Annotated in this window: 32 protein-coding genes; 30 read left to right on the top strand and 2 right to left on the bottom strand. The window is 62.1% G+C overall.

The features are described from left to right. Window positions 1–250: 250 nt before the first annotated feature. On the top strand, window positions 251–2,812 hold the full coding sequence (locus DMP07_RS05525) for a DNA topoisomerase I (RefSeq protein ID WP_123198152.1): 2,562 nt from the start codon (window positions 251–253) through the stop codon (window positions 2,810–2,812). A gap of 60 nt (window positions 2,813–2,872) precedes the next feature. Here DMP07_RS05525 and DMP07_RS05520 read toward each other — a convergent pair whose 3' ends face one another. Continuing rightward, window positions 2,873–3,583: an aspartate/glutamate racemase family protein gene (locus DMP07_RS05520; protein ID WP_123198151.1), complete on the bottom strand. Its 711-nt coding sequence runs from the start codon at window positions 3,581–3,583 to the stop codon at window positions 2,873–2,875. A gap of 347 nt (window positions 3,584–3,930) precedes the next feature. Between DMP07_RS05520 and rplB the strand changes: the two genes are divergently transcribed. From rplB to dxr, 19 genes are all read left to right on the top strand, one after another. Beyond that, entirely contained in the window at window positions 3,931–4,761 is an 831-nt protein-coding gene (gene rplB, locus DMP07_RS05515; RefSeq protein WP_123198150.1) for a 50S ribosomal protein L2, read from the top strand. Between the two features lie 24 nt (window positions 4,762–4,785). Continuing rightward, window positions 4,786–5,055, top strand: coding sequence for a 30S ribosomal protein S19 (gene rpsS, locus DMP07_RS05510; protein ID WP_009138459.1), 270 nt, complete (start codon window positions 4,786–4,788; stop codon window positions 5,053–5,055). Between the two features lie 14 nt (window positions 5,056–5,069). Further along, on the top strand, window positions 5,070–5,411 hold the full coding sequence (gene rplV / locus DMP07_RS05505) for a 50S ribosomal protein L22 (RefSeq protein WP_123198149.1): 342 nt from the start codon (window positions 5,070–5,072) through the stop codon (window positions 5,409–5,411). Window positions 5,412–5,413: 2 nt separating this feature from the next. After that, on the top strand, window positions 5,414–6,136 hold the full coding sequence (rpsC, locus tag DMP07_RS05500; protein ID WP_123198148.1) for a 30S ribosomal protein S3: 723 nt from the start codon (window positions 5,414–5,416) through the stop codon (window positions 6,134–6,136). Then, window positions 6,136–6,558: a 50S ribosomal protein L16 gene (gene rplP / locus DMP07_RS05495; RefSeq protein ID WP_123198147.1), complete on the top strand. Its 423-nt coding sequence runs from the start codon at window positions 6,136–6,138 to the stop codon at window positions 6,556–6,558. The genes rpsC and rplP overlap by 1 nt, the downstream gene beginning before the upstream one ends. Then, window positions 6,558–6,767: a 50S ribosomal protein L29 gene (gene rpmC / locus DMP07_RS05490; RefSeq protein WP_009138463.1), complete on the top strand. Its 210-nt coding sequence runs from the start codon at window positions 6,558–6,560 to the stop codon at window positions 6,765–6,767. Before rplP ends, rpmC begins: the two co-directional genes overlap by 1 nt. A gap of 16 nt (window positions 6,768–6,783) precedes the next feature. Then, window positions 6,784–7,047, top strand: a complete 264-nt coding sequence (gene rpsQ / locus DMP07_RS05485) for a 30S ribosomal protein S17 (RefSeq protein WP_123198146.1) — start codon at window positions 6,784–6,786, stop codon at window positions 7,045–7,047. Window positions 7,048–7,087: 40 nt separating this feature from the next. Next, complete coding sequence (gene rplN / locus DMP07_RS05480) at window positions 7,088–7,456, top strand: 50S ribosomal protein L14 (protein WP_123198145.1); 369 nt, start codon at window positions 7,088–7,090, stop codon at window positions 7,454–7,456. A gap of 14 nt (window positions 7,457–7,470) precedes the next feature. Continuing rightward, on the top strand, window positions 7,471–7,794 hold the full coding sequence (gene rplX, locus DMP07_RS05475) for a 50S ribosomal protein L24 (protein WP_425303984.1): 324 nt from the start codon (window positions 7,471–7,473) through the stop codon (window positions 7,792–7,794). Window positions 7,795–7,929: 135 nt separating this feature from the next. After that, entirely contained in the window at window positions 7,930–8,478 is a 549-nt protein-coding gene (gene rplE, locus DMP07_RS05470) for a 50S ribosomal protein L5 (protein WP_123198144.1), read from the top strand. 53 nt (window positions 8,479–8,531) lie between these two features. After that, a complete protein-coding gene (locus tag DMP07_RS05465; protein ID WP_123198143.1) occupies window positions 8,532–8,717 on the top strand; it encodes a type Z 30S ribosomal protein S14 in 186 nt (61 codons plus the stop codon). A 98-nt stretch (window positions 8,718–8,815) separates the two neighbouring features. After that, window positions 8,816–9,214, top strand: a complete 399-nt coding sequence (rpsH, locus tag DMP07_RS05460) for a 30S ribosomal protein S8 (RefSeq protein WP_123198142.1) — start codon at window positions 8,816–8,818, stop codon at window positions 9,212–9,214. A gap of 19 nt (window positions 9,215–9,233) precedes the next feature. After that, window positions 9,234–9,779, top strand: coding sequence for a 50S ribosomal protein L6 (gene rplF, locus DMP07_RS05455; protein WP_123198141.1), 546 nt, complete (start codon window positions 9,234–9,236; stop codon window positions 9,777–9,779). 26 nt (window positions 9,780–9,805) lie between these two features. Next, the gene (gene rplR / locus DMP07_RS05450; protein ID WP_123198140.1) at window positions 9,806–10,174 is read left to right on the top strand and encodes a 50S ribosomal protein L18; all 369 of its coding nucleotides are present in this window, start codon (window positions 9,806–9,808) and stop codon (window positions 10,172–10,174) included. Between the two features lie 15 nt (window positions 10,175–10,189). Beyond that, window positions 10,190–10,729: a 30S ribosomal protein S5 gene (gene rpsE / locus DMP07_RS05445; RefSeq protein WP_123198139.1), complete on the top strand. Its 540-nt coding sequence runs from the start codon at window positions 10,190–10,192 to the stop codon at window positions 10,727–10,729. 3 nt (window positions 10,730–10,732) lie between these two features. Continuing rightward, window positions 10,733–10,924 carry a 50S ribosomal protein L30 gene (gene rpmD, locus DMP07_RS05440; protein WP_123198138.1) on the top strand — a complete coding sequence of 64 codons (192 nt, stop codon included), beginning with the start codon at window positions 10,733–10,735 and terminating at the stop codon, window positions 10,922–10,924. 227 nt (window positions 10,925–11,151) lie between these two features. Next, entirely contained in the window at window positions 11,152–11,601 is a 450-nt protein-coding gene (rplO, locus tag DMP07_RS05435; RefSeq protein WP_123198137.1) for a 50S ribosomal protein L15, read from the top strand. Beyond that, window positions 11,595–12,875 carry a preprotein translocase subunit SecY gene (secY, locus tag DMP07_RS05430; RefSeq protein ID WP_123198136.1) on the top strand — a complete coding sequence of 427 codons (1,281 nt, stop codon included), beginning with the start codon at window positions 11,595–11,597 and terminating at the stop codon, window positions 12,873–12,875. The genes rplO and secY overlap by 7 nt, the downstream gene beginning before the upstream one ends. A 170-nt stretch (window positions 12,876–13,045) precedes the next feature. Next, window positions 13,046–14,275 carry a 1-deoxy-D-xylulose-5-phosphate reductoisomerase gene (gene dxr / locus DMP07_RS05425; RefSeq protein ID WP_123198135.1) on the top strand — a complete coding sequence of 410 codons (1,230 nt, stop codon included), beginning with the start codon at window positions 13,046–13,048 and terminating at the stop codon, window positions 14,273–14,275. A 366-nt stretch (window positions 14,276–14,641) separates the two neighbouring features. Here the strand turns inward: dxr and DMP07_RS05420 are convergent, their stop codons facing one another. Continuing rightward, the gene (locus DMP07_RS05420) at window positions 14,642–15,319 is read right to left on the bottom strand and encodes a GNAT family N-acetyltransferase (protein WP_211324519.1); all 678 of its coding nucleotides are present in this window, start codon (window positions 15,317–15,319) and stop codon (window positions 14,642–14,644) included. A gap of 568 nt (window positions 15,320–15,887) precedes the next feature. On the opposite strand from DMP07_RS05420, the gene DMP07_RS05415 reads away from it, so the two are divergent. The 10 genes from DMP07_RS05415 (at window position 15,888) to DMP07_RS05365 (ending at window position 26,532) form a co-directional block, all read left to right on the top strand. After that, window positions 15,888–17,351, top strand: a complete 1,464-nt coding sequence (locus tag DMP07_RS05415; protein WP_123198134.1) for a S1C family serine protease — start codon at window positions 15,888–15,890, stop codon at window positions 17,349–17,351. Between the two features lie 153 nt (window positions 17,352–17,504). Further along, window positions 17,505–18,224 (top strand): UMP kinase, encoded by a 720-nt coding sequence (pyrH, locus tag DMP07_RS05410; protein ID WP_123198133.1) that lies wholly within the window; start codon window positions 17,505–17,507, stop codon window positions 18,222–18,224. Window positions 18,225–18,243: 19 nt separating this feature from the next. Further along, complete coding sequence (frr, locus tag DMP07_RS05405; protein ID WP_123198132.1) at window positions 18,244–18,801, top strand: ribosome recycling factor; 558 nt, start codon at window positions 18,244–18,246, stop codon at window positions 18,799–18,801. Window positions 18,802–19,356: 555 nt separating this feature from the next. After that, window positions 19,357–20,142, top strand: coding sequence for an undecaprenyl pyrophosphate synthase (locus DMP07_RS05395; protein WP_123198130.1), 786 nt, complete (start codon window positions 19,357–19,359; stop codon window positions 20,140–20,142). Beyond that, window positions 20,139–21,086: a phosphatidate cytidylyltransferase gene (locus DMP07_RS05390; protein ID WP_244594881.1), complete on the top strand. Its 948-nt coding sequence runs from the start codon at window positions 20,139–20,141 to the stop codon at window positions 21,084–21,086. The genes DMP07_RS05395 and DMP07_RS05390 overlap by 4 nt, the downstream gene beginning before the upstream one ends. Window positions 21,087–21,218: 132 nt before the next feature. Continuing rightward, window positions 21,219–21,917, top strand: a complete 699-nt coding sequence (gene coaBC, locus DMP07_RS05385) for a bifunctional phosphopantothenoylcysteine decarboxylase/phosphopantothenate--cysteine ligase CoaBC (RefSeq protein ID WP_123198129.1) — start codon at window positions 21,219–21,221, stop codon at window positions 21,915–21,917. Window positions 21,918–21,920: 3 nt separating this feature from the next. After that, window positions 21,921–22,691 carry a type III pantothenate kinase gene (locus DMP07_RS05380; RefSeq protein WP_123198128.1) on the top strand — a complete coding sequence of 257 codons (771 nt, stop codon included), beginning with the start codon at window positions 21,921–21,923 and terminating at the stop codon, window positions 22,689–22,691. A gap of 111 nt (window positions 22,692–22,802) precedes the next feature. Further along, complete coding sequence (locus DMP07_RS05375) at window positions 22,803–23,429, top strand: adenylate kinase (RefSeq protein ID WP_123198127.1); 627 nt, start codon at window positions 22,803–22,805, stop codon at window positions 23,427–23,429. A gap of 200 nt (window positions 23,430–23,629) precedes the next feature. Continuing rightward, window positions 23,630–25,795 (top strand): cytochrome C oxidase Cbb3, encoded by a 2,166-nt coding sequence (locus tag DMP07_RS05370; protein ID WP_123198264.1) that lies wholly within the window; start codon window positions 23,630–23,632, stop codon window positions 25,793–25,795. Between the two features lie 347 nt (window positions 25,796–26,142). After that, the gene (locus DMP07_RS05365) at window positions 26,143–26,532 is read left to right on the top strand and encodes a GtrA family protein (RefSeq protein ID WP_123198126.1); all 390 of its coding nucleotides are present in this window, start codon (window positions 26,143–26,145) and stop codon (window positions 26,530–26,532) included. Window positions 26,533–26,562 lie beyond the last annotated feature (30 nt).

Here is a 26,562-nt window from a genome sequence, read left to right as displayed (position 1 = left end):
GATTCGGCTTGCTCGGCTTTCTAATATATAGATGGGATGCGTGCGGAAGGGTTTGCGCCGCGTTCCGGCCGGGGGCTGCCGGTATCGTCGTGCATATGCCGTTCGAGGGATCTTCTGACGAAAGGTTGGCAAAGGGTTTTTCAGCTTAGCCGTGAAATCGTGTATGCTATCGGCCCGTTAAATCGTTTTTCAGTCGCTCGGACTGCGCATTCCACAGTCGGAAATATTGACCCGTATCGGAGGAAACACCGTGAAGCTGGTCGTCACAGAGAAGAATATCGCCGCCCAGAAGATCGCCGACCTGCTCGGCATCGGCAAGCCTACGGCCGATAAGGTCTACAACACGCCCGTCTATCGCTTCCAGATCGACGGCGAAGAATGGGTGACCATCGGCCTGCGCGGCCATATCCTCGAGCCCGATTTCATGCCTTCGATCGTCTACAGCAAGTCCGCAGGATGGCAAGGCGTGACCGCCGACGGCGAAGTCGTCGCGGCCGATATCCCCGACTTCCTTCCGAAGCCGCCGTTCAAGACGAAGCGCAAGCCCTTCAAGGCCGACGGCGTCGAGATGGGCGCGTGGAAGATGGACGCGCTGCCGTATCTGGCATACGCTCCGATCGAGAAGCGCCCGAAGGAGAAAGACATCATTCGCAGCCTGAAGAACCTGGCGAAGAAAGCCGATGAAATCATCATCGCCACCGACTTCGACCGTGAAGGCGAGCTGATCGGCTCCGACGCGCTGGGCTGCATGAAAGAGGTCAACGATACCGCGCCGGTGTACCGTGCACGCTATTCGGCCATTACGAAAGACGAAATCAACCACGCCTTCACCAATCTGGTCGAGCTTGATAACGACCTGGCCCAGGCGGGCGAGAGCCGTCAGGATATCGATCTGATCTGGGGCGCGGTGCTCACGCGCTACCTCACTATCGTGAAGTTCGCGGGCTACGGCAACGTGCGCTCGTCCGGCCGCGTGCAGACGCCCACGTTGGCATTGATCGTGGCGCGCGAACGCGAGCGCATGGCGTTCGTTCCCGAGGATTACTGGGTCATCAAGGGCGCGTTCTCCCATGGCGCTGACAGCTTCGAGGCTCCGCATGCCACGGCCCGCTTCAAGGTTGAGGCCGAGGCGCAGGCCGTCATGGCTCACGTTGACGGCGCGGCGCACGGCGCTGTGACCGCGATCGAGAAGAAGAAGCGCACGGTGGCCGCCCCCGTTCCGTTCAATACCACGAGCCTCATGGCCGCCGCGGCCGCCGAGGGCCTGTCGCCGGCGCGCACCATGCGTATCGCGGAAAGCCTCTATATGGACGGCTACATCAGCTACCCCCGCGTCGACAACACGGTCTATCCCGAATCGCTCGATTTGGAGGGCACGGTCAAGAAGCTGTCCGACGTGGCGGTGTATCGCCCGTATTGCCAGGAGCTGCTGGCCAAGGGCAAGCTCGTCGCCACGCGCGGCAAAAAAGAGACCACCGACCACCCGCCGATCCATCCCACGGCGGCGGCCGATCCCGATAAGCTTGGTGCCCCCGAGTGGAAGCTCTACAACCTCATCGCCAGGCGCTTCTTGGCCACGTTGTCCGAGGCGGCGGTGGTCGAGGGCACCAAGGTGACCATCGCGGTCAACGAGGAGCCGTTTGCCGTGAAGGGCGACGTGCTGGTGAAGCTGGGCTTTCGCGCGATCTATCCGTACGGCCTGAAGAAAGACGAGCAGCTTCCCGCGCTCGAAGAAGGCCAGACGGTCGATTTCGGCGGCGCCACCTGCACGAAGAAGCAGACCGAGCCGCCTGCGCGCTATTCGCAGGGCAAGTTGATCCAGGAAATGGAGAAGCTGGGCCTTGGCACCAAGGCAACGCGCCATGCGATCATCGAGCGCCTCTACACGGTGAAGTACGTGCAGAACGACCCGATCGAGCCCAGCCAGCTGGGCATCGCCGTGTGCGACGCGTTGGGCAAGTTCGCCCCGCAGATCACGAGCCCCGATATGACGGCCACGCTCGAAGAGGACATGAACAAGATCGCGGCGGGCGAGAAATCGCGCAAAGACGTCGTGGACCTGTCGCGCGATATTTTGCACGACGTGCTCGACGAGCTGCTTCCGCACCAGGAGGAAATCAAGGATGCCCTGGCCGACGCCGTGGCCGCCGACGCCTACGTCGGTCCGTGCCCGAAGTGCGGCAAAGACCTGCAGCTGCGCGCCTCGTCCAAGACCCGTTCCATGTTCATCGGCTGCGCCGGCTGGCCCGACTGCGACGTCACCTATCCGCTGCCGAAGGGCAAGGTGGAGGCGCTCGAGGAGAAATGCCCCACCTGCGGCATGCCGCAGATCAAGGTGACGGCGTTTCGTTCGAAGCCGCGCGTGCTGTGCATCGATCCGAACTGTCCGACCAACCAAGAGCCCGACGTGGTGGTGGGCGCCTGCCCCGCCTGCGCCGAGAAGGGCCTGCAGAAGAAGCTGATCGCCACCAAGAATCCGCGCACCCTCAAGCGCTTCATCCGCTGCGAGAACTACGACGAATGCGAGACCAGCTATCCGCTGCCCCAGTACGGCGAGCTCACGGCCACCGACGAGGTGTGCGAGCATTGCGGCGCGCCCATGGTGATCGTCAAGACCGCCCGCGGCCCCTGGAAGCTCTGCCCGAACTTCAGCTGCCCCGGCAAAGAGAAGGAAGCGGCCGAGAAAGAGGCCAAGGCTGCAGAGAAGAAGAAAGCGGCTGCGTCGAAGAGCAAGACCGCCGCGAAGAAGGCGCCGGCCAAGAAGGCGCCTGCGAAAAAGGCCCCGGCGAAAAAGGCCGCGACCGAAGAATAGATACGAAGAAGGGACGCCGCGGCGTCCCTTCTCTGCGTTTTCGCGCCGGTCGGGCACGGATCACAGGCGCCTTTTCGCCGCCTCGAAGCAGGCGAACGCGCCCATGGCCAGCACGGGGTCGACCACCGGAAGGCCGCTTGCCCGCTCCATGGCCGAGGCGATGCCGATGGTCGCCATGCCCGTGCATCCCAAGGCGATCACGCCCGCGCCCTTGTCGCGCAGAGCCCGCGCGCTTGCGAGGCATGCCGCGTGCCCCTCGTCGTCCATGAGGTCAAGGGTGGAATGCACGCCATGGGGGCGCAGGTTCGCTACCAGCGTGCAAGGGCCCGCATCGCTAGCGTCGGCGTTGCGTTCGCCTTGCGCGTCGTAGAGGGGCGCGCCGAACATACGTATATAGGCTTTCGGCGCCTTGTCGGTGATTCCCACAATGCCGATCCGTTCGCTGTGCTTAAGGGCGAGGGCCGCCGCCGCTTCCCCTGCGCCGATCACGGGCATGCCGGGCAAGGCGGCGCGGACCTGCGGCACGCCGGGGTCTTCGGCGCAGCTCACCATGATCATGTCTTTATGCGCGAAGGCCGTGCGCGCCAGTTCGACGATCTTCGGCACGGCATGCGCCTCCATGGCGGGGGAGTGGATTCCCTCGGGTTGGTCGGGAATGCAGCGGCTTTCCACGCGCAGGCCGGGGTAGGCCTTCTCGAGCAGGGCGCCGTGCGCATTCAGCAACGTTTCGTCAGACGAGGTAAGGACGCGTATCAAGCCGATATCGAACATGGCGGCCCCTTTCAGGCTCGGTTTTTCCAGATACACGGCATTGTAGCGTGCGGGTTCGCGCGCCCCGTCGTCCTTCGTACGGTGCTCGGTCGGGGGAGGAACGGCATCGCTTCAACGTATCTCCACATTGCGAAAAAAGAATCTTGCGATAGATCGTGTAAGCCCTTATAATTCAGCAATTGCGTCTGAAGGTGAATGGATACACCCGGGCGCGTGGAAACGGAGTCGAGGCTGCGCACTCCCTTTTGCGGCTCATTCGGCAATCGTTTCCCACCAATGCAAGGGGAGCGCCTGGTACGTGCAAGGAGTGGCACGCGAGCAGGGCTCCAAGGAAGAAAGGTTGTTTGATGGGAATCAAGCAATACAAGCCGACTAGCCCCGGCCGCCGCTTCCAGACGGTTTCGGACTTCGCCGAAATCACCTGCAGCACGCCGGAAAAGTCGCTGCTTGCACCGCTGCCTAAGAAGGCCGGTCGCAACAACAACGGTCGCATCACCACTCGTCATCAGGGCGGTGGCACCAAGCGTCGTTATCGTATCATCGACTTCAAGCGCAACAAGGACGGCGTGCCCGCCAAGGTTGCTACGATCGAGTACGACCCCAACCGTTCCGCCCGCATCGCCCTTCTGCACTACGTAGACGGCGAGAAGCGCTACATCCTGCACCCCAAGGGCCTGCAGGTCGGCGATATGGTTCTTTCCGGCGCCGGTGCCGACATCAAGCCCGGTAACGCCATGCCGCTGTCCGAGATTCCCGTCGGTACGCTGATTCATGCCGTCGAGCTTCAGCCCGGCAAGGGCGCTGCAATCGCCCGTTCCGCCGGCACCTCTATCCAGCTCATGGGTAAAGAGGGCAAGTACGCCATCCTGCGTATGCCCTCCTCTGAGATGCGCCGCGTGCTCCTGACCTGCCGTGCCACCATCGGCGAGGTGGGCAATGCCGAGCATGCCAACATCAAGATCGGTAAGGCCGGCCGTAACCGCTGGAAGGGCGTTCGTCCTACCGTCCGCGGTACCGTCATGAACCCCGTCGACCACCCGCACGGTGGTGGCGAGGGCAAGAACAAGTCTTCGGGTCGTCATCCTGTCAGCCCGTGGGGCGTTCCCACCAAGGGCCATCGCACCCGCAACCCGAAGAAGGCTTCGAGCCGCCTGATCATTCGTCGCCGCAAGAAGTAAGCGACTAAACGTTAAGGAGAAACTGTGAGCAGAAGTTTGAAGAAAGGTCCTTTCGTTGAGCCGCGTCTTCTCGGTCGCATCAATGCGATGAACGCTGCCGGCGAAAAGAACGTCATCAAGACGTGGTCTCGCTCTTCGACCATCTTCCCGGAAATGGTGGGCCACACCATCGCCGTTCATGATGGCCGCAAGCACGTGCCCGTTTATGTCACCGAGTCCATGGTCGGCCACAAACTGGGTGAGTTCGCTCCCACCCGTACGTTCAAGGGCCATGCCAACAAGGGCAAGAAGTAAGGAGGTAAACACACATGGAAGCAAAAGCAACCGCTAAGTACGTGCGTGTGACCCCCCGCAAAGCACGTCTCGTCATCGACCAGGTTCGCGGCAAAGACGTCGTCGCCGCCCGCGAAATCCTCCGCTTCTCTGAGCGCGCTATCGCCGAGGTCGTGGAGAAGGTCCTGAACTCCGCCGTCGCGAACGCGGAGAACAACCACAACATGCGTTCCGCCAATCTCGTCGTCAAGGCTGCCTATGTCGACGAGGGTCCCACTCTCAAGCGCATTCGTCCGCGTGCTAAGGGCTCCGCTTCGCGCATCCGCAAGCGCACCAGCCACATCACCGTCATCGTTGCGCCGCGAGAGGAGGCATAAGCATGGGTCAGAAAATCATGCCCACCGGCTTCCGTCTCGGCATCACCGAAGACTGGCGTAGCCGCTGGTATTCCGACAAGGATTACGCCAAGAATCTGGAAAACGACCTCGCTATCCGTCGTTTCCTGGACAAGTACCTGGCCAAGGCCGCTGTCTCCAAGATCGAGATCGAGCGTGCCGGCGACAAGGTGAAGATCATCATCACCACCGCTCGTCCGGGCGTCGTCATCGGCAAGAAGGGCGCTGAGATCGAGAGCCTGCGCAAGCAGCTCGCTAAGATCGTCGGTGCTCCGGTCAACATCGAGGTCGTCGAGGTCAAGCGCCCCGAGCTCGATGCCAACCTGATCGCTCAGTCCGTGGCCGAGCAGCTCGAGGGTCGCGTCGCGTTCCGTCGCGCCATGCGCAAGGCCGTCCAGTCCGCCCGCAAGTCCGGCGCCCTGGGTATCCGTATCCAGTGCTCCGGTCGTCTCGGCGGTGCCGAGATGAGCCGCCGCGAGTGGTACCGCGAGGGTCGCGTGCCTCTGCACACCCTGCGTGCGAAGATCGACTACGGCTTCGCCACCGCTGCTACCACCATGGGTTCCATCGGTATCAAGGTTTGGGTCTACCACGGTGAAAAGCTTCCCGGCGGTAAGGTTCCCCAGCCTGCTCTCGAGGGCAGCTCCCGTCCGTCTCGCGGCCGTCGCAACGACCGCAACGATCGCAACGAAAGGGGTGCTAAATAATGCTCGCTCCTAAGCGCATCCGTCACCGCAAGGTGCAGCGTGGTTCCATGAAGGGCAAGGCCAAGGGCCATACCACCCTCAACCACGGCAGCTATGGCATCCAGGCTCTCGAGGCCCACTGGATTACCAACCGTCAGATCGAGGCCGCCCGTATCGCTATGACTCGTTACATGAAGCGTGGCGGTAAGGTTTGGATCACGATCTTCCCCGACAAGCCGATCACCCAGAAGCCCGCTGAGACCCGAATGGGTTCCGGTAAGGGTAACCCTGAGGCTTGGGTGGCCGTCGTTAAGCCGGGCCGCATTATGTTCGAGATCGACGGCGTCGACGAGGCCACTGCTAAAGAGGCTCTCCGTCTCGCCATCAACAAGCTGCCCATCAAGTGCAAGATCGTTTCCAAGGAAACGGAGGTGGCTGAATAATGAAGCCCGTAGAGATTCGTGAACTCTCTTCCGACGACCTGAACGTCAAGCTGAAAGAGGCTCGCGCCGAGCTGTTCAACCTGCGTTTCCAGATGGCTACCAGCCAGTTGGACAACACCGCTCGTGTGAAGCAGGTCAAAAAGGACATCGCGCGTCTGCAGACCGAGATGCGCGCTCGCGAGATCGCCGCTGCCGGCGCACTGAAGTAAGGATTCGGGGAAACAGATGACTGAAGAAATCCGTAACTCCCGCAAGGTCCGCCAGGGTATCGTCGTCAGCGCCCCCGGCAACAAGACCATTGTGGTTCAGATCAAAGAACGCAAGCCGCACCCCGTGTACGGCAAGATGATGACGAGCACCAAGAAGTTCCACGCTCATGACGAGAACAACGAGTGCGGCGTCGGCGATACCGTTTCCATCATGGAGACGCGTCCGCTGTCCAAGACGAAGCGCTGGCGCCTCGTCGAGATCATCGAGAAGGCCAAATAGTCTACGCTTCTGCGTAAGCTAGTATCGGAAGGATTGCACAATGATTCAGATGCAAACCATGCTGAACGTTGCCGACAACTCCGGCGCACGCAAGGTGCAGTGCATCAAGGTTCTCGGCGGCTCTAAGCGCCGTTACGCGGGCCTTGGCGACGTCATCATCTGCAGCGTCAAGGAGGCGGCTCCTAACGGCAACGTCAAAAAGGGCGATGTCGTGCGCTGCGTTGTCGTGCGTGTGAAGAAGGAAGTCCGTCGCAACGACGGTTCTTATATCCGCTTCGACCAGAACGCCGCCGTGCTGATCAACAACGACGGCGCTCCCAAGGGCACCCGTATCTTCGGACCCGTGGCTCGCGAACTGCGCGATAAGAAGTACATGAAGATCGTGTCTCTGGCACCTGAAACGCTGTAAAGGAGGTCAGAAGCATGAAAATGAACATCCGCAAAGGCGACAAGGTCGAAGTCATCACCGGCAAAGACAAGGGCAAGCAGGGCGTGGTCCTGCGCGGCATCCCCCAGGAGGAGCGCGTTCTCGTCGAGGGTGTGAACATGGTCAAGAAGGCCATGCGCCCCACGCAGCAGAACCCTCAGGGCGGCATCATCACCAAGGAGGCTCCCATCCACGTCTCCAACGTGATGCTCGTTTGCCCCACCTGCGGCAAGCCGACCCGCGTTGCCAACAAGCGCGTCGACGGCAAGAAAGTCCGCGTCTGCAAGAAGTGCGGCGCTGACATCGTCGAAGCTAAATAAATAAATTTTTGTGAGCGGGGGTTTTATAATCCCCGCTTGCTTGGTACAATGACCCTCCCTGCGTGTTTAGCGTGGGGATAGGGACGTAGGGTCGGAAATCCTGCGTTTAAATCATCGAAAAGGAGAAATTTCAAGATGGCTACTCCTCGTCTGAAGGAAAAGTACACCAACGAAATCGTCGCGCAGCTCGAGCGCGAGCTCAACATCGACAACATCAACAAGGTTCCCCGCCTTGAGAAGATCGTCGTGAACATGGGCGTCGGCGCCGCTGCGTCCGACTCCAAGCAGCTCGATGCCGCTATGGCCGACCTGCGCATCATCACGGGCCAGCAGCCCTGCGTCACCCATGCCAAGAAGTCCATCGCAGGCTTCCACATTCGCCAGGGCATGGCCATCGGCTGCAAGGTCACCCTGCGCGGTAACCGCATGTGGGAGTTCCTGGACCGTCTGCTGTCCATGGCTCTTCCTCGCGTGCGTGACTTCCGCGGCATCCCCGCGACCTCTTTTGACGGCCGCGGCAACTATACCCTCGGTATTACCGAGCAGCTGATCTTCCCCGAGATCGAGTACGACAAGGTCGACCGTACCCGCGGTATGGACATCACCTTCGTCACCACCGCCGAAAACAACACGGACGCCAAGGCCCTTCTGGATGCCCTGGGCTTCCCGTTCAAGAAGAACTAACTGGGTTTCTACTCGACATCTGTTGAGTGAAGAAATAGGAAAGAAGGAAAAGCATGGCAAAAAAATCGATGATCGCCAAGGCTGCGCGCGAGCCGAAGTTCTCGACTCGTAAGTATTCCCGCTGCACCCGCTGTGGCCGTCCGCACTCTGTGTATCGCAAGTTCGGTCTCTGCCGCGTGTGCCTGCGTGAACTCGCTCACAAAGGCGAACTGCCCGGTGTGACCAAGGCTTCCTGGTAAGACTTCGCACATCGGCGTGTGCCGGTCGGTAAGGCGTACGCGCTACGGGCGCCATTACGTACCTCCGACCCCGCTCATCACGAACCAAAGGAGAAAACATGAGCATGAACGATCCCATCGCAGATATGCTTACGCGTGTGCGTAACGCAAACTCTGCTGGCAAGGCTACGGTTTCTATGCCGTCCTCGAAGAAGCTCGTCGAGATTGCCCGCATCATGACCGAAGAGGGCTATGTCCAGGGTTATGAAATCACCCCGGCCACCCCGCGCGACATCCTCGAGATCACCCTCAAGTACGGTGACAAGAAGGAAAAGGTCATTCGCGGTATTAAGCGTATTTCCAAGCCTGGTCTGCGTATCTACGCCGGCAAGGATGAGCTGCCCCGCGTTTTGGGCGGCCTGGGCACGGCTGTCGTGTCCACCTCTAAGGGTGTTATGACCGACCGCGACGCCCGCAAGGCCGGCGTCGGCGGCGAAGTGATCGCGTACATCTGGTAAGGAAAGGAAGGAGCTAGATATGTCTCGTATCGGTAAGCAGCCTATTCCGGTTCCTGCCGGAGTCGAAGTCGCTATCAACGACAACAACATCACCGTCAAGGGCGGTAAGGGCGAACTCTCTTACGATTTCAACCCCATCATGGGCGTCGCTCATGAGGGCGACGAGATCATCGTCACCCGTCCCGACGATTCCCGTGAAGCCCGCAGCTTCCACGGCCTGACCCGCACCCTTATCGCCAACATGGTTGAGGGCGTTTCCGCCGGCTTCGAGAAGAAGCTCGAGCTGGTGGGCGTCGGCTACCGTGCCGCTCTCAAGGGCACCGACCTGGAGCTGCAGCTCGGTTACTCTCACCCTGTCATGGTTGAGGCTCCCGAAGGCATCACCTTCGAGGTTCCCGATCAGACGCACATCACCGTCAAGGGCGCAGACAAGCAGCTGGTCGGCGAGACCGCGGCTATCGTGCGCAAGTGGCGTAAACCCGAGCCTTACAAGGGCAAGGGCATCCGCTACGCCGGCGAGCAGGTCCGCCGCAAGCTGGGCAAGGCCGCCAAGGGCGACAAATAGCGACTCAGGTGTGAAGGGATTTTAAGATGAAGAAACTTCAGAAGAAACAAGCTGCGCTGGCTCGTCGCCATCGTCGCGTGCGCGGTAAGATCTCCGGCACCGCCGCTCGTCCGAGGCTTTGCGTCACCCGCTCTAACTCCAACGTGTATGTCCAGTTCGTCGACGACGTCGCCGGCAAGACCCTGCTCGGCGTGAGCACCCTGGGCCCCGACTTCAAGGCCACCGGCAAGTCCGGTGCCAACGTCGAAGGCGCTGCCGCCCTCGGCGAGATCGCGGGCAAGAAGGCCGTCGAAGCCGGCATCACCGAAATCGTCTTCGACCGCGGTGGTAACCTGTACCACGGCCGCGTCAAGGCTCTGGCCGATGCTGCTCGCGAAGCCGGCCTGAAGTTCTAGGAAAGGGTAGGGTAAATGACTCCTCGTAAAGAAGAAAAGAACCAGTCTGCCGTTCCTGAGCTTCAGGAGCGCGTGGTTTACATCAACCGCGTTTCCAAGGTTGTCAAGGGCGGCCGTCGTTTCGCTCTGACCGCGCTGGTCGTCGTCGGTGACGGCAATGGCCGCGTCGGCGTGGGCATGGGCAAGAGCCAGGAAGTGCCTGTCGCCATCAAGAAGGGCATCGAGGATGCCAAGAAGAACATGTTCAGCATCCCGCTGACCGAGGCTGGCACCATTCCCCACGAGATCATGGGCGAGTTCGGTGCAGGCCGCGTGCTTCTCAAGCCTGCTACCCCTGGTACCGGTGTTATCGCCGGCGGCCCGGTTCGTGCTCTCATGGAGCTCGCTGGCGTCAAGAACGTGTTCGGCAAGTCTCTCGGTTCCGACAATGCTATGAACATCGTCAAGGCAGCTGCCGAGGGCCTCAAAGAGCTCTCCAACGTCAATGAGGTTGCCGCCCGCCGTAACGTGAGCGTCGCTCACATCTACGGTTGGTCTGAGAAGAAGGAGGCATAAATCATGGCCGAGGCTCAGAAGACCCTCCACATCACCCAGACCCGTTCCGCTATCGGACGCAAGGCCGACCAGGGCGCTACCCTGAAGGCTTTGGGCCTGGGCAAGATCGGCCGCACGGTCGACCATGCCGACAACCCGACCATCCGTGGCATGATCTTCAAGATCAAGCACCTCGTCGAGGTCGTCGAAGACTAACAACGAAAGGCCGCTCGCAAGGGCGGCCTTTTTGTCGCCTTTATAAGAAACCCCCGGTCAAGTCGGATATTTATCTGGCTTTCCTAGGGGTTTCGGTGTATTCTTGAAAGGCTTGTGTTTCTAGGGGCTCGCATGCCCGCACAAGCAGGTAATCATAGTTGGCCGGCGAGCGAGCTGTCGGCTGAGAACGGGATAGCTCCCGTCCGAAAAAAGCGAAAGGAATGAACATGGAACTCAAAGACCTGCGCCCCGCAGAGGGCTCTACCAAAAACCGCAAGCGCGTCGGTCGCGGTCCCGCGTCCGGTCATGGTAAGACCTCCGGCCGTGGTATGAACGGCCAGAAGTCCCGCTCCGGCGGCGGCAAGCGCCCCGGCTTCGAGGGCGGCCAGACTCCTCTGGCTATGCGCCTGCCGAAGCTCCCCGGCTTCCGTAACTTCAACCGCGTCGAGTACGTGCCCGTCAACGTCGACCGTCTCGAGCTCAAGTTCGAGGCCGGCGATGTCGTCGATCACGAGGCTCTGGTTCAGAAGGGCATCATCAAGAGCGTCGACGCTCTGGTCAAGGTCCTCGGCAATGGCGAGCTGACCAAGGCTCTGACCGTCAAGGTCGACAAGGTTTCCGCGAGCGCTGTTGCCAAGATCGAGGCAGCCGGAGGAAAGGTCGAGCAGTCTTGCTAAGAACCATCATCGATGCGTTCAAGGTGCCGGAACTTAGGAATAAGATTCTGTTCACCTTGGGCATCCTGGCACTGTACCGCTTCGGCGCGTACGTGCCGGTGCCCGGCATCCCCTTCAACGAATTCGCGAATGCATTCGCGTCGAGCGGCGTGAGCATGACCATGCTCGACCTGTTCACCGGCGGTGCTCTGTCGCACTTCTCGGTGTTCTCGTTGGGTATCATGCCTTACATCACCGCGTCCATCATCATGCAGCTTATGCAGGGCGTTATTCCCGCCGTGGGCCGCTGGTCGAAGGAGGGCGAGACCGGCCGCAAGAAGATCACCCAGGTCACCCGTTTCCTGACGCTCGGTCTGGGCCTGATTAATGCTATCGGCTACCTCTTCTTGTTCAAGAGCAGCCAGTACGGCGTGGTGTTCTCGAGCGAAGTGCCCGAGATCGTGACCGATATCATCGTCGTGTTCACCCTGGTGGCAGGCACTGCCTTCATCATGTGGATGGGCGAGCTGATCACTCAGCGCGGTATCGGCAACGGCATGTCGCTGATCATCTTCACCTCGATCATCTCCCGCGTTCCGTCGGCCATCTTCAGCAGCGTCAACCTGCAGGCCGACATGGGCATGGGTATCGTGATCACCGTGATCATCGTCGCGATCGTGCTCCTGTGCATCCCCGCGATCATCTTCGTGGAGCGTGCTCAGCGCCGTATTCCGGTCAATTATGCCAAGCGCGTCCAGGGTCGTCGCATGATGGGCGGCCAGTCCACCTACATTCCCTTGAAGGTGAATGCGGCGGGCGTTATCCCCATCATCTTCGCCAGCTGCCTGATTTACTTCCCGGCGCAGCTTGCCGCTCTGTTCAACGTCGGTTGGCTGACGGCTGCTGCGAACGCGATGAGCACCGGTTGGATCAACTGGCTGCTCACGCTGGGCCTGGTCGTTTTCTTCGCGTACTTCTACACCTCCATGGTGTTCAACCCCGAAGAGACCAGCGACAACCTGCGCAAGCAGGGCGGCTTCATTCCGGGCGTCCGTCCGGGTTCGGCGACGACCGACTACATCAAGCGCGTGATCAATCGCATCACGTTGCCCGGCGGTCTGTTCATCGCTCTGATCGCCGTCGTGCCCTCGATTCTGTTCTACTTCACGGGTAATCAGCTGATCCAGGCATTCGGCGGCACGTCGATCCTCATTATGATCGGCGTCGCCTTGGACACCATGTCCAAGATCGAGTCGCAGCTCAAGATGCACAACTACGAGGGCTTCTTCAAGTAAGCCGCGTAGCTGCCTCGCAAGCTTAGAAATCCCCTCGCATCTGCGAGGGGATTTTTTGTATCGCCGGCGTATCCGCAAGTTTGACGCTCGTTGGGCCGCATCCCGCGCGGTTGCGACCGCGGGCGGTACAATGGCCGGGAAATGCATTCGATCGAGAGAAGAGGGTTTCTATGTCGACAGAAGGTCGCGCGCGCAAGCGCATCGCGGTTCTGGGTTCCACGGGGTCTATCGGCCTGCAGACGCTCGATGTGGTGCGCCGCCATTCCGACGAGCTTGAAATCGTGGCCCTTGCCGCCAACACGAGCGTGGCCAAGGTGGTCGGTCAGGCGCATGAGTTCAAAGTGAGCAACATCGCGTTCGGCGACGAGAGCCTGAGGGAGAACCCGATGCTCGCGCAGGCCCACGGCGGCGTGTCGGTCGGCTTCGGCCAGCAGGGTCTTTTGGACCTGGTGCGTCTGGACGAAGTGGACGTGGTGGTGAACGCCCTCGTCGGCGCCGCCGGCATGCGCGCATCGTATGAGACGCTCGCATGCGGCAAGCAGCTCGCGCTGGCCAACAAGGAAAGCCTCGTGGTGGCGGGCGATCTGATCATGCCGTTGGCTGCCCGGGTTGATGCTGCCCGCGTCGAGCGCGGCATCGCTCCGCAGGTGGGTCCTGCAGGCGCGCTCATGCCGATCGATTCCGAGCATGGCGCCATCTATCAGTGCCTGTTGGGCGAGCGTCACGAAGAGGTGTCGGCCCTGTGGGTCACGGCGTCGGGCGGCCCGTTTCGCGGCATGACGCGCGCCGATCTTGCAGGCATGACGGCCAAGCAGGCCCTCGCGCATCCTACGTGGAAGATGGGCCCGAAGATCACGATCGACTCTTCGACGCTCATGAACAAAGGCCTCGAGGTGATCGAGGCGCATCATCTGTTCGCCATGGATTACGACAAGATCAAAGTGGTGGTGCAGCCGCAAAGCGCGATCCATTCGATGGTCGAATTCTCCGACGGTAGCGTGAAGGCGCATCTGGGCACCACCGACATGCGCATTCCCATCCAGTTCGCGCTGAGCTATCCCGATCGCTGGGAAGCGCCGGTCGAGCCGCTCGATTTCACGCGTTTGGGCTCGCTCGAGTTCTATCCCGCCGATACCGAAACGTTTCGCTGCCTGGCCTTGGCGCGCCATGCCGGCAGCACGGGCGGCACGCTTCCGTGCGTCATGAACGCGGCGAACGAAGTGGCTGTGGCGGCGTTTCTCGACGACGCCTGCGGCTATCTCGATATCGATGCGTGCGTCGAGCACGCTATGGAGCTGCATGAGAAGCAGGGCGTCCAGCGCGTCGAAAGCCTCGACCAGCTCGACGAGGTGGACGCCTGGGCCCGCGGCGTCTCCCGCGAATTCATCGCGGCGAAGTAGTCCGCGCCCGTTTCGAAGCCTGAGCGCGATCGCCTTTGTTTCGGCGCTCGAACGAAATCGCCCCCGTTTCTGTCCTCGATGGTTGAGGTTCGGAAAACGGGGGCGATTCGCGTATGTGTGGGAAATAATGCAGGCGAGCCGTTTCTATTCCGCGTGCGGCCGCAGGGCGTTTCGCGGCGACGTTTGCATCCGCGCCTCGAGTCTTGCGGGCTCGTGTGGCATTCGTTGCGAGATGCGCAGTCCGTGCTGAGCGCATGTGCGGCCTCGGCGGCCGGGTCCGCGTTGCGCGGCGTGCGCGGCGTCGCATGCGCGATGCGAGGGCCGTACGTGGATCGCGGTCGCTTGCTGCTTACGGCTGAGTCCGCGTTATGCCGCGAGCGGGCGAGGGTAGCGCACCATGCGGCGCTCGTACACGTCGAAATCGGGGGAGTGCAGCTCGTCCACCATTTCGAAGCCCAGGTGCTCGTACATGCTCTGCAGCCTGTCGGAATAGCACTCCAGGTAGCAGCTCAGGCCGTGTTCGTCGGCGAAGGCGAAAAACGGGGTGAGCGCCCTGCGCAGCGAGCCCTTGCCGCGCGCCGCCGGGTCGACCGCCCAGGCGAAGAAGTTGATGTGGTCCTCATCGCCCGCATGCTCGCGCGCCCAGTCGAACGAGGAGATGGCGTCCATGGCCCGCTCCCTGCGCTCGAGCAGCTCGACTTCCTGCGGCGTGGCGATCTCGAGGAAACGCTTGCCCGCCTGCGCGCCCTCCACCGAGGTGATGGTCTCGCCGCCGAGTTCGCTATACAGGTAGCCGCCCACGGCTGCCGTCATGTCGTCGAGCATATAGACGGATCCGTACGGGGCGAACGCCTCGACATCGTCCAGGAACACGGCGCGCAGCAGTTCGCGCTTGCGCGCGTCGTCGGCGCCGATTTCGTCGAGGGCTTCGAGCCAGGTGACGAACCACATCTCTTCCATGAAGCTGTCGCCGAGCAGATTCGCGGCGCGCTGCGCGAGCTCGCGGTCTTCCGGTTTCACGGTGGTCAGTCCTGCGAGGTTCATTGCTACCATTCCTCTCATGTTTCGTTTCGCTTATGTCCTCGCATTCGATGCTAGCACGCGCCCTGCGCCTGCGCCGCGCACATCGTGCAGACGTTCCCGGGCTGTCAAACGGCGCCGATTCGCGCGTTCCGAGCGGCGCCGCGTGCATTTCCTGCGGCTGCGCGCCTGCCTGGACCGCCGCTTTCTGCCGCCCGCCCTTGCCGGCCGTCGTATGCCGCCCGCCGTTTGACGTCGCTCGGGTCCGCTCGCCTTCATCCGTCGCCTGCCGTCGTTTGATGTCGCCCAGGCCTGCCCGCCTCTGTCCGCCGTCTGCCGCTGCGCCGCCCGTGCATGCGAGCCGCCCGCCTCCCTGTTGCCGCGGATGCGCTCCGGCCCGTCTTGCATGCCGTGTCTTCTTCTTTGCGGCCCCGAATGTGTGCGCAATGTGTCGCGCCTACGTCCATGGACGTATAAAGGGCAACGCGGCGATGACGATGGGCCCCGTCCCCCTTTTCAAGACGGCGAACGGCGTTTAGAGTTCACAGCGAAAAGAGCACATGCCTTCATATAGGGAAAGCGAGATACAGACATGAGCGAAGAGACCAAGAACACGTTCGAGCCCGGCGCCGAGCAGCCCCAGGCCGTAGATCCCACCTTCCAGGCCCAGCCGCATCCGCGCCATGCCGCGCAGTCGCAGGCGAGCGCCTACGCCCAGCAGCAGGCCGCTTATCAGCAGCAGGTCTATCAGGCGTATGCCGCCCAAAACGGCGCGCAGCATGTCAAGACCGAGAAAGACCCCGCCAAGAAAAGCCTCATGAAGACCTTCGGCGTGAGCTTCGCCGGCGCGGCGCTGGCCGTGGTGCTCGGCCTGGGCGGCTTCGTGGGCTTCAGCGCCTTGAGCGACCAGGGCGGCTCCACCACGCTCGGCGCGTCCACGAACACCGACGTGACCGCATCCGATACCGAGGCCACTTTGGCCGAAGCGGTGGCGGCCAAGGCCCTGCCTTCCGTGGTGAGCATCGACATCTACCAGAAGACCGGCGCCTCTTCGCAGTCGGGCTTCGGCTTCGAGGTGCCGGGCGCGGGCGCCGACGGCGCTCTCACGCAGGCATCGCTCGGTTCCGGCGTGGTTATTTCCAAGGACGGCTACATCATCACGAACAATCACGTGGTGGAAGGCGCCGATGCCATCAAGGCCACGATCAACGGTCAGGAATACGACGCGCAGTTCGTGGGCAGCGACGCTTCGAGCGATATCGCGGTGATCAAGGTGGACGCCCCCGATCTGACCCCGATCGAAATCGGTTCTTCGTCCGACCTGCAGGTGGGCGAGTGGGTCATGAGCCTTGGCAGCCCGTTCGGCCTTGAGAACTCCGTGTCCGAAGGCATCGTGAGCGCCCTGCAGCGTTCTACCACCATGCAGGACGAAGCCACCGGCGAAACGGTGATCTATCCCAACATGATTCAGACCGACGCCACGATCAATCCCGGAAACTCGGGCGGCGCGCTGGTCGATGCCGACGGCAAGCTGATCGGCATCAACTCCATGATCCAGTCGGCCTCCGGCTCCAGCTCGGGCGTGGGCTTCGCGATTCCCGTGGATTACGCCATGAACCTGGCGCAGCAGATCATCGAGGGCAAGGCCCCCACGCATGCGCAGCTCGGCGTGTCTATGGCGCAGATCGATGCGCAGATGGCGCGCTACTACGGCCTTCCGACCGACACGGGCGTCTACGTGGCCAACGTCTACGAGGGCACGGGCGCGGCCGACGCGGGCCTGCAGCGCGGCGACATCATCACCGGCTTCGACGGCCAGAGCGTCACGTCGCCTTCCGACCTGCAGCTGATGGTGCGCCAGAAGAACCCGGGCGATACGGTGGATGTGGTCGTGAACCGCGGCGGCGAGGAGCAGACGCTTTCGGTGACGCTCGGCTCCGACGAGAATGCCCTGGCGGCTTCCTCGCAGGGCGGCCAGTACGGCTACGGCAACGGCTACGGCTACGACGGCCATGGCTACGGCAACGGCGGCGGCATGTTCGGCTACGGCTACTAGCCGCCCGCCCGTCGCGGGCATCCGACGGCGCGCGCCGCGCGGCGTTCGGCAATTTCGATGAACGTGGAAAAAGGGTCGCGCCTTTGGTGGGTGCGGCCCTTTTTGTTATCGTACAATAGCGCGGATACCATGATTCTTTCGAAAGGGGATTTCATGCCTGCAGAAGGTTACAAATACAACCGCGTGCTGCTGAAGCTTTCCGGCGAGGCCCTGATGGGCGATGCCGGCTATGGCATCGACCCGAAGGTGATCGACGATCTGGCCGAGCAGATCAAGGCGATCGTCGAAGACGGCGTCCAGGTGGCCATCACCGTGGGCGGCGGCAACATCTTCCGCGGCGTCGCCGGCAGCGCCGACGGCATGGATCGCGCCCAGGCAGACTACATCGGCATGCTCGCCACCGTGATGAACGCGCTGGCGCTGCAGGACGGCCTCGAGCGCCACGGCGTTTCTTCGCGCGTCCAGTCTGCGATCGAGATGCACCAGGTCGCCGAGACCTACATCCGCCTGCGCGCCATCCGTCACATGGAGAAGGGCCGCGTCGTCATCTTCGCCGCGGGCACGGGCAATCCGTACTTCACCACCGACACCACGGCCGCCCTGCGCGCGTGCGAAATCGACGCCGACTGCATGATGAAGGCCACCAAGGTCGACGGCATCTACGACAGCGATCCCAAGACCAATCCCGATGCCAAGAAGTTCGACAAGATCAGCTACCTCGACGTGCTCACCAAAGAGCTCAACGTCATGGACGCGGCCGCCATCTCGCTGTGCAAAGACAACGAGATGCCGCTGCTCGTGTTCGATATGACCACGCCCGGCAATATCGGACGCATCCTTAAGGGCGAAAACGTCGGAACGCTCGTGTACTAGAGAAAAGGGGAAACCGGACATGACTGCTGAAATCATGACTGCCGCCGAGGCCAACATGAACAAGGGCCTCGACAATCTGAAGGAGGCGTTCGCCGGCGTTCGCACCGGTCGCGCCAACCCGATGATGCTCGACAAGATCAAGGTCGACTACTACGGCGTTCCCACGCCGATCAACCAGATGGCCGCCGTGAAGACCCCCGATGCCCACATGCTGGTCATCGAGCCGTGGGACAAGTCGGTCCTGCGCGGCATCGAGGCCGCCATTCTGGCGAGCGACCTGGGCATCACCCCGTCCAACGACGGTGCGGTGATCCGCCTTCCCATTCCCGCTCTCACCGAGGAGCGTCGTAAGGAAATGGTCAAGGACTGCAAGACCTACGCCGAGGAAGCCCGCGTGGCCGTGCGCAACGCCCGCCGCGACGCCAATGCCAAGATCGACCGTCTGAAGAAGGATTCCGAGATTTCCGAGGACGACGCCCGTCGCGCCGAGGAGCAGGTCCAGAAGCTCACCGATAAGTTCGTGGCTTCCGTCGACGAGATGCTGAAGAAGAAGGAAGCCGAGGTCATGGAGATTTAGGTTCCGTCGGCCTCTCGGCCGGCGGAACAGGGTCGTCCGGCTGCGAGGCGCCCTCGCCGTCCATCTGCTCGCTCCAGGCTTTGCTCACGTACCGAAGTACGCTTCGCAAAACCTTCGCGGCATCTGGAAGGCGAGGACGCCTCTCGCCTGCGCTTCGGCGACCTGGGGGATGTCGCGTTTCGGACGGGGGTCACGTACCGAAGTACGTTTCGCCCCGCTTTCACGCCGACTGCATCCGCCGCGCTCGCTCTCGCCTGTGCTTCGGCGACCTGGGGCGGCAACAGTCGACGCGCTCCGGGTTGCGCTTACGTACCGAAGTACGCGGCGCTTCTCGTTCGCGGCGATTCGCTCCGTCGGATTCGCCCTCGTCTGCATTGCGACGACCTGGGATTCTTCCATTATTTCGAGCTTTTTGCCCGAGCCGTCCTTCTGGGGGCGGCCGGGCTGGAAATGCACCGATAGCGCCGTCCGCATGACGCGGGCGGCACCTGTTTTTTCGGTCCATTTCCAGCCCGCGTTTCCACGCGGCACCCGATTCGAAGGAAAGGGGTGCTTATGCTTCACAAGCCTCTCGACGCTATATTCCCGAGCCCGCCCGACGGGCTCGATCCTTTCGCGCTCGATCCGGAGCGCGTTCCCGAACATGTCGCCGTCATTATGGACGGCAACGGCCGTTGGGCGAAAAAACGCGCTTTGAACCGTCTCAAGGGGCATAAGGCCGGAATCGAAGCCGTGCGCGAGACCATTCGCTGCGCGAGCGATGCCGGCGTGCGCTATCTGACCATCTACTCGTTTTCCACCGAGAACTGGAAGCGCCCCGAAGAAGAGGTCGTCGGCCTGATGGACCTGTTCGCCAAGACCATGCTCGCCGAAGTGGACGGCCTGCATGAAGAGCACGTGCGCGTGCGCACGATCGGCGACATTTCCGCGCTGCCCGAAGAGACGCGCGCCGCGTTCGACGAGGCGTGGGAGAAAACCAAAGACAACGATGGCATGACCCTGCTCGTGGCGGTGAACTACGGTTCGCGTCAGGAGATGCTGCGCGCCGTGCAGGCATGCATGCGCGAGGCCGTCATCGCCGCCGAAGAGACGGGCGCCATCCCGCAGGTCGACGAGCGCATGTTCGAACGCGGTCTCTATACCGCCGACATTCCCGATCCCGACCTGGTGATCCGCACGTCGGGCGAGATGCGCGTGTCCAACTTCCTCCTGTGGCAGATGGCTTATTCGGAGTTCTACTGCACCGACGTGCTGTGGCCCGATTTCAATAGGTACGATTTCCTGCGCGCTCTGCTGGACTACCAGAGCCGCGACAGGCGTTTCGGGGCGGTGCAGTCGTGAGCGATACGCACGAAATGAGAGAACATGCCCATCAGGCGTACGAATCGGCGAAATCCACGGCGGTTGGCAAGAAGAACGCCGCCAAGAAATTCGTCTACGACAAGACGCCTGCCAAGTTCAAGAATGCAAGCGATTTGCAGGTGCGTTTCCGCACGGGCTTCATCTACGTGACGGTTTCCATCCTGTGCATCATGGGCGGCGAACTGAGTACCGTCCTTCTGCTGTGCGCCCTGTCGGGCATCGCGGCGGGAGAATTCTTCTATATGCTGCGCAGCGACGCGAAGCTTCCCAACGAGCTTTTAGGCATCATGGCCGCGGTGGCCTATCCGATCAGCGTGTGGCAGTTCGGCATGCCGGGAGCGCTCGTCGTCACGGGCGCGCTGCTCGTGGCGCTTTTGGTGTGGTACGTCTTCTGGATGAGGGCGCGCATCGGCGACGTGGGCGTGTCGTTTTTCGGCGCGGCCTACACCGGTCTGCTCCTGTCCAGCTTGATCGTGGTGCGCCAGGCCGTTCCCGGATTCTGGGGCGGCGTGCTGGTGGTCGGCATTTTCTGCAGCGTGTGGGCCAACGATTCGTTCGCCTACCTGGTAGGAAGCAAACTCGGCAAGCATAAGCTGGCGCCGCGCATCTCGCCGAAGAAAAGCTGGGAGGGCTTTATAGGCGGCCTGCTGGGATCGGTGGTCATCTGGTGCGCCCTGTCGTTCATCCCCGGCGTGGACATGAGCATCGTCCAGGCCGTATGCTTCGGCATGACGTGCGGTCTGGCGGGCGTGCTGGGCGATCTGGCCGAAAGCCGCATCAAGCGCAATTCCGGCGTCAAGGACTCGGGCACCATCATGCCCGGCCACGGCGGCATCCTCGACCGATGCGACTCGCTGTTTCTGGCGTCGGTGGTGGCCGCGGTGCTGCTGGTTTCGGGAAATTGCATTCCCTACGTGCTGTAAGGCTCCGTTCGGCGCGTTTTCTCGGCGGGCGGCAGGCGCCTTCGGCTAGACTATTCGTGGCGAAGCTGGCATAAAAGCGACTTTTTATGCCTTTATGTGGAATAAATCATCCAGAAGAGATTGGAACGACCAATGACCGAACACGATGCGGCCTCTTGCGCCGCCGCGCCGACGCGCAATCTGGCGGGCAAGCGCATTCTCGTGACGGCGGGGCCCACGCAGGAAGCCATCGACCCCGTTCGCTTCATCAGCAATCATTCCACGGGCCGCATGGGCTATGCGATCGCGCAGCGCGCCTGCGAGCGCGGCGCCGACGTGGTGCTGGTGTCGGGCAAGGTTTCGATCGATGCTCCCGAAGGGGTCGAGCTGGTGCCCGTCGTGAGCGCCCAGGATATGTTCGAGGCGGTCGTCTCGCGCTACGAATCCTGCGACGCTGTGATTAAGGCCGCGGCGGTGGCGGACTATCGCCCCAAGCACACGGCCTCCGACAAGATGAAGAAGAAGGACGGAGACCTGACGATCGAGCTCGAGCGTACGGTGGACATCCTCTCGTGGCTCGGCGCGCATCGCGTGCCCGGCCAGCGTTTGTGCGGCTTCTCCATGGAGACGCGCGACGTGATGGAGAACTCCCGCGCCAAGCTCGACCGTAAAAACGTCGATATGATCTGCGCGAACTGCCTGAAAGAAGACGGCGCCGGCTTCGGCACGCCGACGAACCATCTCACGCTGATCTCGCACGAGCGCGAAGTCGACCTGCCGCTGATGGACAAGCTCGATGCCGCCGACCGCGTTCTCGACGAGCTGTTCGCGATCGCGCCGAAAGGGGAGTAGCCGATGCTTCTGACGGTCGATATCGGCAACACCAACGTGGTCATGGGCCTCATGCCCGAGCGTGGCCTGCTTGCTTCCAACCTGCGCTTTCCCACGGATAAGCGCCGCACGGTGCAGGAGTTCATGGAGGGCTTCGAGGCGCTCGTGGCCATGCACGGCTTCGACTTCTCCAACGTCAACGGCGCCATCGTGAGCTCCGTCGTGCCCGAGCTCACCGATTCGGTGGTGGCCTCGGTGCGCGCGAAGACGGGCGAGGCCCCGCTGGTCGTCGACCATCGCATGGACCTGGGCTTCACGATCGACATGGAGACGCCCGAGAAGCTCGGCGTGGACATGATCGCCGACGCCGCCGGCGCGATCAACGATTACGACGGCAACCTGGCCATCTTCGACATGGGCACGGCAACCACGTGCTCGGTGGTCAGCGCCGACCGCGTATATCTGGGCTCGATCATCATGCCGGGCGTCGTGATTTCGCAAGACGCGTTGACCGCGAAGGCCTCGGCGCTGCCGTTCATCAAGTTCGAGCGCCCGAAGCGCCTGATCGGCCGCGATACGGTCGATTGCATGCGCAGCGGCGTGATCTATGCTAACGCGGCCATGATGGACGGCCTGGTCGACCGCATTTCCGACGAGCTGGACGGCCCGGTTCTGGCCGTGGCCACGGGCGGCATTTCCCGCCTGATCGTGCCTGCCTGTCGCAGGTACGTGGTGCACGATCCCAACCTGCTGCTGAAGGGCCTGTGGGATCTGTATCACCGCAATATCTCGTAATGCTGCGCGCCTCATGCCCGCCTGCGCCGAGCGCGCCGGCGGCTGCGCGGTTTCTTCCGCAGGGGCGCGCTGTTACAATGGAGCCACCGTTTCTAACGAAAGGAAGTTCGTATGAACATCGTATTGTTGGGCGCCCCGGGCGCTGGCAAGGGAACCCAGGCCGCCAAGCTGGTCGAGGAGTTCGGCACGCCGCACATCTCCACGGGCGACATCCTGCGCGCCGCCGTGAAGAACCAGACCGAGCTCGGCAAGAAGGCCAAGTCGTTCATGGACGCGGGCGACCTCGTTCCCGACAGCCTGATCATCGACTTGATGAACGAGCGCCTGCAGGAGCCCGACGCCAAGGTCGGCTTCATCCTGGACGGCTTCCCCCGCACCACCGCGCAGGCCGTCGCCCTCGACGACATGCTGGCCCGTCTGGAGCGCCCGCTCGACGGCGCGCTGCTCGTCGACGTGGACCCCGAGGTCATCGTGAAGCGCCTGACCGCGCGTCGTTGCTGCAAGGATTGCGGCTACATCGGTTCCGACGCCGATGCGGCCTGCCCCAAGTGCGGTGGCGAAATGTACCAGCGCGATGACGACAACGAGGCCACGGTGCGCAACCGTCTCGACGTCTACGAGAAGAGCACCTCTCCCTTGATCGACTACTACAAGGGCAAGGCTCTGCTCAAGGCCGTCGACGGCGACCGTCCGGTCGACGAGGTCTACGCCGACGTGAAGGCCATGCTGGGCCTGTAGGCTCGAGTACATACGCTGTCCGGCATGTGGGCGGTGCATCCCGCGGGGAGAGGCGAACGCTTCTCCCCGTTTTGTTTTTCGGGTGCCGCGAGGCCCGGGTCCGCCGCGGGCGCTCCGTTGCGGCGTGCGGGGCGCCCGTACGGTGTCGTGCTTGTGCGCAGGGGGCGTGAGCGCGCATGTTGTCGGCTATAATGTCCGCCATGCGTGAATTCATGACATTGCTGCGAGAGTTCGTGGCCACCCATCATCCCGAAATGCGCCGTTTCGCGAAAACGGCGTGCATCATCGTGCTCTGCGCCGTGGTGCTGGAAGCGTTCGTCTTCAATTTCAACCACTGGCGCAGTCTGACGTGGGAGACCGTGACGCTCGATTCCCAGATAGACCTGCCCGAAACGCCCGACGGGCGCTACCGTATATCGACGGTCGACAACGACATAGAATTCGAGCACCTCGGCGTGAAGGTGCACAACGTGCGTATCGACTTCAGCTGGAATCAAGGCGCGCAAAACGTCCCGGTGAAGATCTGGTTCACCGACGACGCCCATTCCACCTATTTCGACGACACGGAATACACCTCGGGCGTGCCCGTGACCGACGTGGCCACCAACTGCGACGAAAGCGAATATCTCAAGCTGAACTCGTCGGGCGAGATGGGCAAGCTGCGCATCCAGTTCGGCGGCGACAAGACGGTCTATCCGCTGTATTTGGACGGCGTGTCCATCAACACGCCCGAGCCGTTTTCGTTCAGCACGCTGCGCTGCCTGTTGGCGATCGCCGTGATGACGTTCGCCTACGCGTTCCGTCCGCGCAGCGGCCTGTACCGCATCTACATCAAAGAGCATCCGCACCGCTCGAAGATCGCGGCGATCGGCATCGCCGTCGTGGAAATCTGGCTGTGCTCGTCGTTTTTGTTCATGGGCTCCAACCTGGTGGGCGTGGCCACCTCGTCGTACAACTCGGGCTCGTGGGACGGCGTGAGCCTGGTAAACACCTTCGAAGCGGGCGGCGATAACGCCCAGCAGTACGCCGAGCTGGCCAAGAGCATGGCGAACGGCAAGCTCTACCTTGAAGAAGAGCCGCCGAACTGGCTGCAGAACATGGAAGACCCCTATGACCGCGGCGCCCGCGACCAGCTGGTCAAGGAAACGGGCGAGAACTACCTGTGGGACGTAGCCTATTACGACGGCCATTACTACGTGTATTTCGGCGTGGTTCCGGTGGTGCTGTTCTATCTGCCGTTCTATCTTGCCACGGGGGCTAATTTTCCCACGGCGATCGGCGTGCTCATAGGCATGATCGCGTTCATCGCGGGTGTGTCGGCGCTGCTCGACCGCTTCGCGCGCTACCACTTCAAGCGCGTGAGCGTGGGCCTGTATCTGCTGCTGCAGATGGCCGTGGTGGGCTGCAGCGGCGCGCTGTATCTGCTGAAGTTCCCGACGTTTTATTCGTTGCCGATCATGCTGGCGCTGGCGTTTTCGGTCTGGGGCCTGTATTTCTGGATGCTCGGACGCGCCCATCGCAGGCCCGAGCTGCTTTATCTTGCAGGCTCGCTGTGCATGGCGCTCGTGGTGGGCTGCCGCCCGCAGTTCGTCATGCTGAGCTTCTTGGCGTTCCCGTTGTTCTGGCGTCCGTTCATCACCGAGGGCCATATCAAAACGGCCGCGGGCATGCGGCAGTTCATCTGTTTGATCGCGCCGTACGCGGTGGTGCTCGCCGGCGTGATGTGGTACAACTACGCCCGCTTCGGCTCGCTGTTCGATTTCGGCGCCAACTACAACCTCACGGTCAACGACATGACCAAGCGCGGCATGGCCGTGGGCCGCATCGCGCCGGCGCTGTTCGCCTACTTCTTCCAGCCGCCTTCGGCCACGGGCGTGTTCCCGTATCTGCAGGCGACGCCGTTCGACACCACGTACCTGGGCCAGACTGTCAAAGAGGCCACGTTCGGCGGCATTTTCGCCTGCCTGCCTGTGCTGTGGGTGCTGCCGTTCGCCGTCACGGCGCTGCGCATGCGCGTCAGCCAGCGCAAGACGCGCACGATCGCGGGCGTCGTCGGCGTGCTTTTGGCGTCGGGCGTGATCATCGGCATCGCCGATGCGGAGGTGGCGGGCATCCTGCAGCGCTACTTCGCCGACTTCAGCATCATGTTCCTCATGGCCGCGGTGCTCGTGATATTCATCCTGAACGAGAACATGGCCCCCGGCAGTTCCTTGCATGCGCTCATGCTGCGCGTGCTTCCCGTGGCGGTGTTCGTCGGCCTGGCCTACATGCTGCTTTTGTGCCTGACGGCCGAATCGGGCTGGTGGAGCCAGGCGTATCCGTGGGCGTATCAGGCGCTTATGGAAACGTTCCGGTTCTGGACGTAAGGGCGGCTGTCGAAAGGGTTCGTGCTCGACGCCCTTCTCGTCCGCACGGCGCATCGGGCGCCGTTCGGTTCGCGCGGAGTTGTGCGCCGTGCTTTTCGGGCTGTGATGGGCGAAGGCGCTTGTGCGCTCGGTAGAAATTCCCGATCGCCTGGAGGGCCCGCCCGGCATGGTGTGCAGAAAGGGGAGCGCGGAGGTTCCACGCGCAGTTCCGCAGGAGCCGAAAGCCACATAACGTGGCTTTCGTGCGACCTCGGGACTGTTTGAGCATGGAACCTCCGCACATCCTCTCAGGCGGGCCGAGGCTTTCAGGGTTCTGCGCTTTTACGATATGGCGATGAAAGGTTGTTATGAAGAAGCTTTTCGCTCAGTTCATGAAGTTCGGCGTGGTGGGCGCGATCGCGTTCGTCATCGATTACGGCCTGCTTGCGCTTCTGACCGAGCTTTTCGGCGTGAACTATCTGGTCAGCGCCACGATATCGTTCACGGCGTCGGTGGTGTTCAACTACGTGGCGTCGATGCGCTACGTGTTCACGCATAAAGAGGATATGAGCCGCCGCCGCGAGTTCGTCATCTTCGTCGTGCTGTCGGTAATCGGCCTGCTGATCAACAACGCCTGCATGTGGGCGGGCGTCGAGCTGCTGGGCGTGCATTACCTGATCGTGAAGATCGTGGCCACGGCCATCGTCATGGTGTGGAACTTCGTCACGCGCAAGATCTTCCTCGACGCGGGCGAATAGGATCCGACCACAAAAACGGGCCCCGACCGT

The organism is Slackia faecicanis, assembly GCF_003725295.1.
GTDB lineage: Bacteria > Actinomycetota > Coriobacteriia > Coriobacteriales > Eggerthellaceae > Slackia > Slackia faecicanis.
The sequence above is the reverse complement of the archived record's forward strand: the minus strand, read 5'-3'. Positions and strand labels throughout refer to the sequence as shown.

What these genes read in the sequence shown, in the direction of transcription:
- DMP07_RS05520 (WP_123198151.1), bottom strand. Translation starts at nt 3,583, where the DNA reads ATGTTCGATATCGGCTTGATACGCGTCCTTACCTCGTCTGACGAAACG.
- rplB (WP_123198150.1), top strand. Translation starts at nt 3,931, where the DNA reads ATGGGAATCAAGCAATACAAGCCGACTAGCCCCGGCCGCCGCTTCCAG.
- rplV (WP_123198149.1), top strand. Translation starts at nt 5,070, where the DNA reads ATGGAAGCAAAAGCAACCGCTAAGTACGTGCGTGTGACCCCCCGCAAA.
- rpsC (WP_123198148.1), top strand. Translation starts at nt 5,414, where the DNA reads ATGGGTCAGAAAATCATGCCCACCGGCTTCCGTCTCGGCATCACCGAA.
- rplP (WP_123198147.1), top strand. Translation starts at nt 6,136, where the DNA reads ATGCTCGCTCCTAAGCGCATCCGTCACCGCAAGGTGCAGCGTGGTTCC.
- rpmC (WP_009138463.1), top strand. Translation starts at nt 6,558, where the DNA reads ATGAAGCCCGTAGAGATTCGTGAACTCTCTTCCGACGACCTGAACGTC.
- rpsQ (WP_123198146.1), top strand. Translation starts at nt 6,784, where the DNA reads ATGACTGAAGAAATCCGTAACTCCCGCAAGGTCCGCCAGGGTATCGTC.
- rplN (WP_123198145.1), top strand. Translation starts at nt 7,088, where the DNA reads ATGATTCAGATGCAAACCATGCTGAACGTTGCCGACAACTCCGGCGCA.
- rplX (WP_425303984.1), top strand. Translation starts at nt 7,471, where the DNA reads ATGAAAATGAACATCCGCAAAGGCGACAAGGTCGAAGTCATCACCGGC.
- rplE (WP_123198144.1), top strand. Translation starts at nt 7,930, where the DNA reads ATGGCTACTCCTCGTCTGAAGGAAAAGTACACCAACGAAATCGTCGCG.
- DMP07_RS05465 (WP_123198143.1), top strand. Translation starts at nt 8,532, where the DNA reads ATGGCAAAAAAATCGATGATCGCCAAGGCTGCGCGCGAGCCGAAGTTC.
- rpsH (WP_123198142.1), top strand. Translation starts at nt 8,816, where the DNA reads ATGAGCATGAACGATCCCATCGCAGATATGCTTACGCGTGTGCGTAAC.
- rplF (WP_123198141.1), top strand. Translation starts at nt 9,234, where the DNA reads ATGTCTCGTATCGGTAAGCAGCCTATTCCGGTTCCTGCCGGAGTCGAA.
- rplR (WP_123198140.1), top strand. Translation starts at nt 9,806, where the DNA reads ATGAAGAAACTTCAGAAGAAACAAGCTGCGCTGGCTCGTCGCCATCGT.
- rpsE (WP_123198139.1), top strand. Translation starts at nt 10,190, where the DNA reads ATGACTCCTCGTAAAGAAGAAAAGAACCAGTCTGCCGTTCCTGAGCTT.
- rpmD (WP_123198138.1), top strand. Translation starts at nt 10,733, where the DNA reads ATGGCCGAGGCTCAGAAGACCCTCCACATCACCCAGACCCGTTCCGCT.
- rplO (WP_123198137.1), top strand. Translation starts at nt 11,152, where the DNA reads ATGGAACTCAAAGACCTGCGCCCCGCAGAGGGCTCTACCAAAAACCGC.
- dxr (WP_123198135.1), top strand. Translation starts at nt 13,046, where the DNA reads ATGTCGACAGAAGGTCGCGCGCGCAAGCGCATCGCGGTTCTGGGTTCC.
- DMP07_RS05420 (WP_211324519.1), bottom strand. Translation starts at nt 15,319, where the DNA reads ATGAACCTCGCAGGACTGACCACCGTGAAACCGGAAGACCGCGAGCTC.
- DMP07_RS05415 (WP_123198134.1), top strand. Translation starts at nt 15,888, where the DNA reads ATGAGCGAAGAGACCAAGAACACGTTCGAGCCCGGCGCCGAGCAGCCC.
- pyrH (WP_123198133.1), top strand. Translation starts at nt 17,505, where the DNA reads ATGCCTGCAGAAGGTTACAAATACAACCGCGTGCTGCTGAAGCTTTCC.
- frr (WP_123198132.1), top strand. Translation starts at nt 18,244, where the DNA reads ATGACTGCTGAAATCATGACTGCCGCCGAGGCCAACATGAACAAGGGC.
- DMP07_RS05395 (WP_123198130.1), top strand. Translation starts at nt 19,357, where the DNA reads ATGCTTCACAAGCCTCTCGACGCTATATTCCCGAGCCCGCCCGACGGG.
- coaBC (WP_123198129.1), top strand. Translation starts at nt 21,219, where the DNA reads ATGACCGAACACGATGCGGCCTCTTGCGCCGCCGCGCCGACGCGCAAT.
- DMP07_RS05380 (WP_123198128.1), top strand. Translation starts at nt 21,921, where the DNA reads ATGCTTCTGACGGTCGATATCGGCAACACCAACGTGGTCATGGGCCTC.
- DMP07_RS05375 (WP_123198127.1), top strand. Translation starts at nt 22,803, where the DNA reads ATGAACATCGTATTGTTGGGCGCCCCGGGCGCTGGCAAGGGAACCCAG.
- DMP07_RS05370 (WP_123198264.1), top strand. Translation starts at nt 23,630, where the DNA reads ATGCGTGAATTCATGACATTGCTGCGAGAGTTCGTGGCCACCCATCAT.
- DMP07_RS05365 (WP_123198126.1), top strand. Translation starts at nt 26,143, where the DNA reads ATGAAGAAGCTTTTCGCTCAGTTCATGAAGTTCGGCGTGGTGGGCGCG.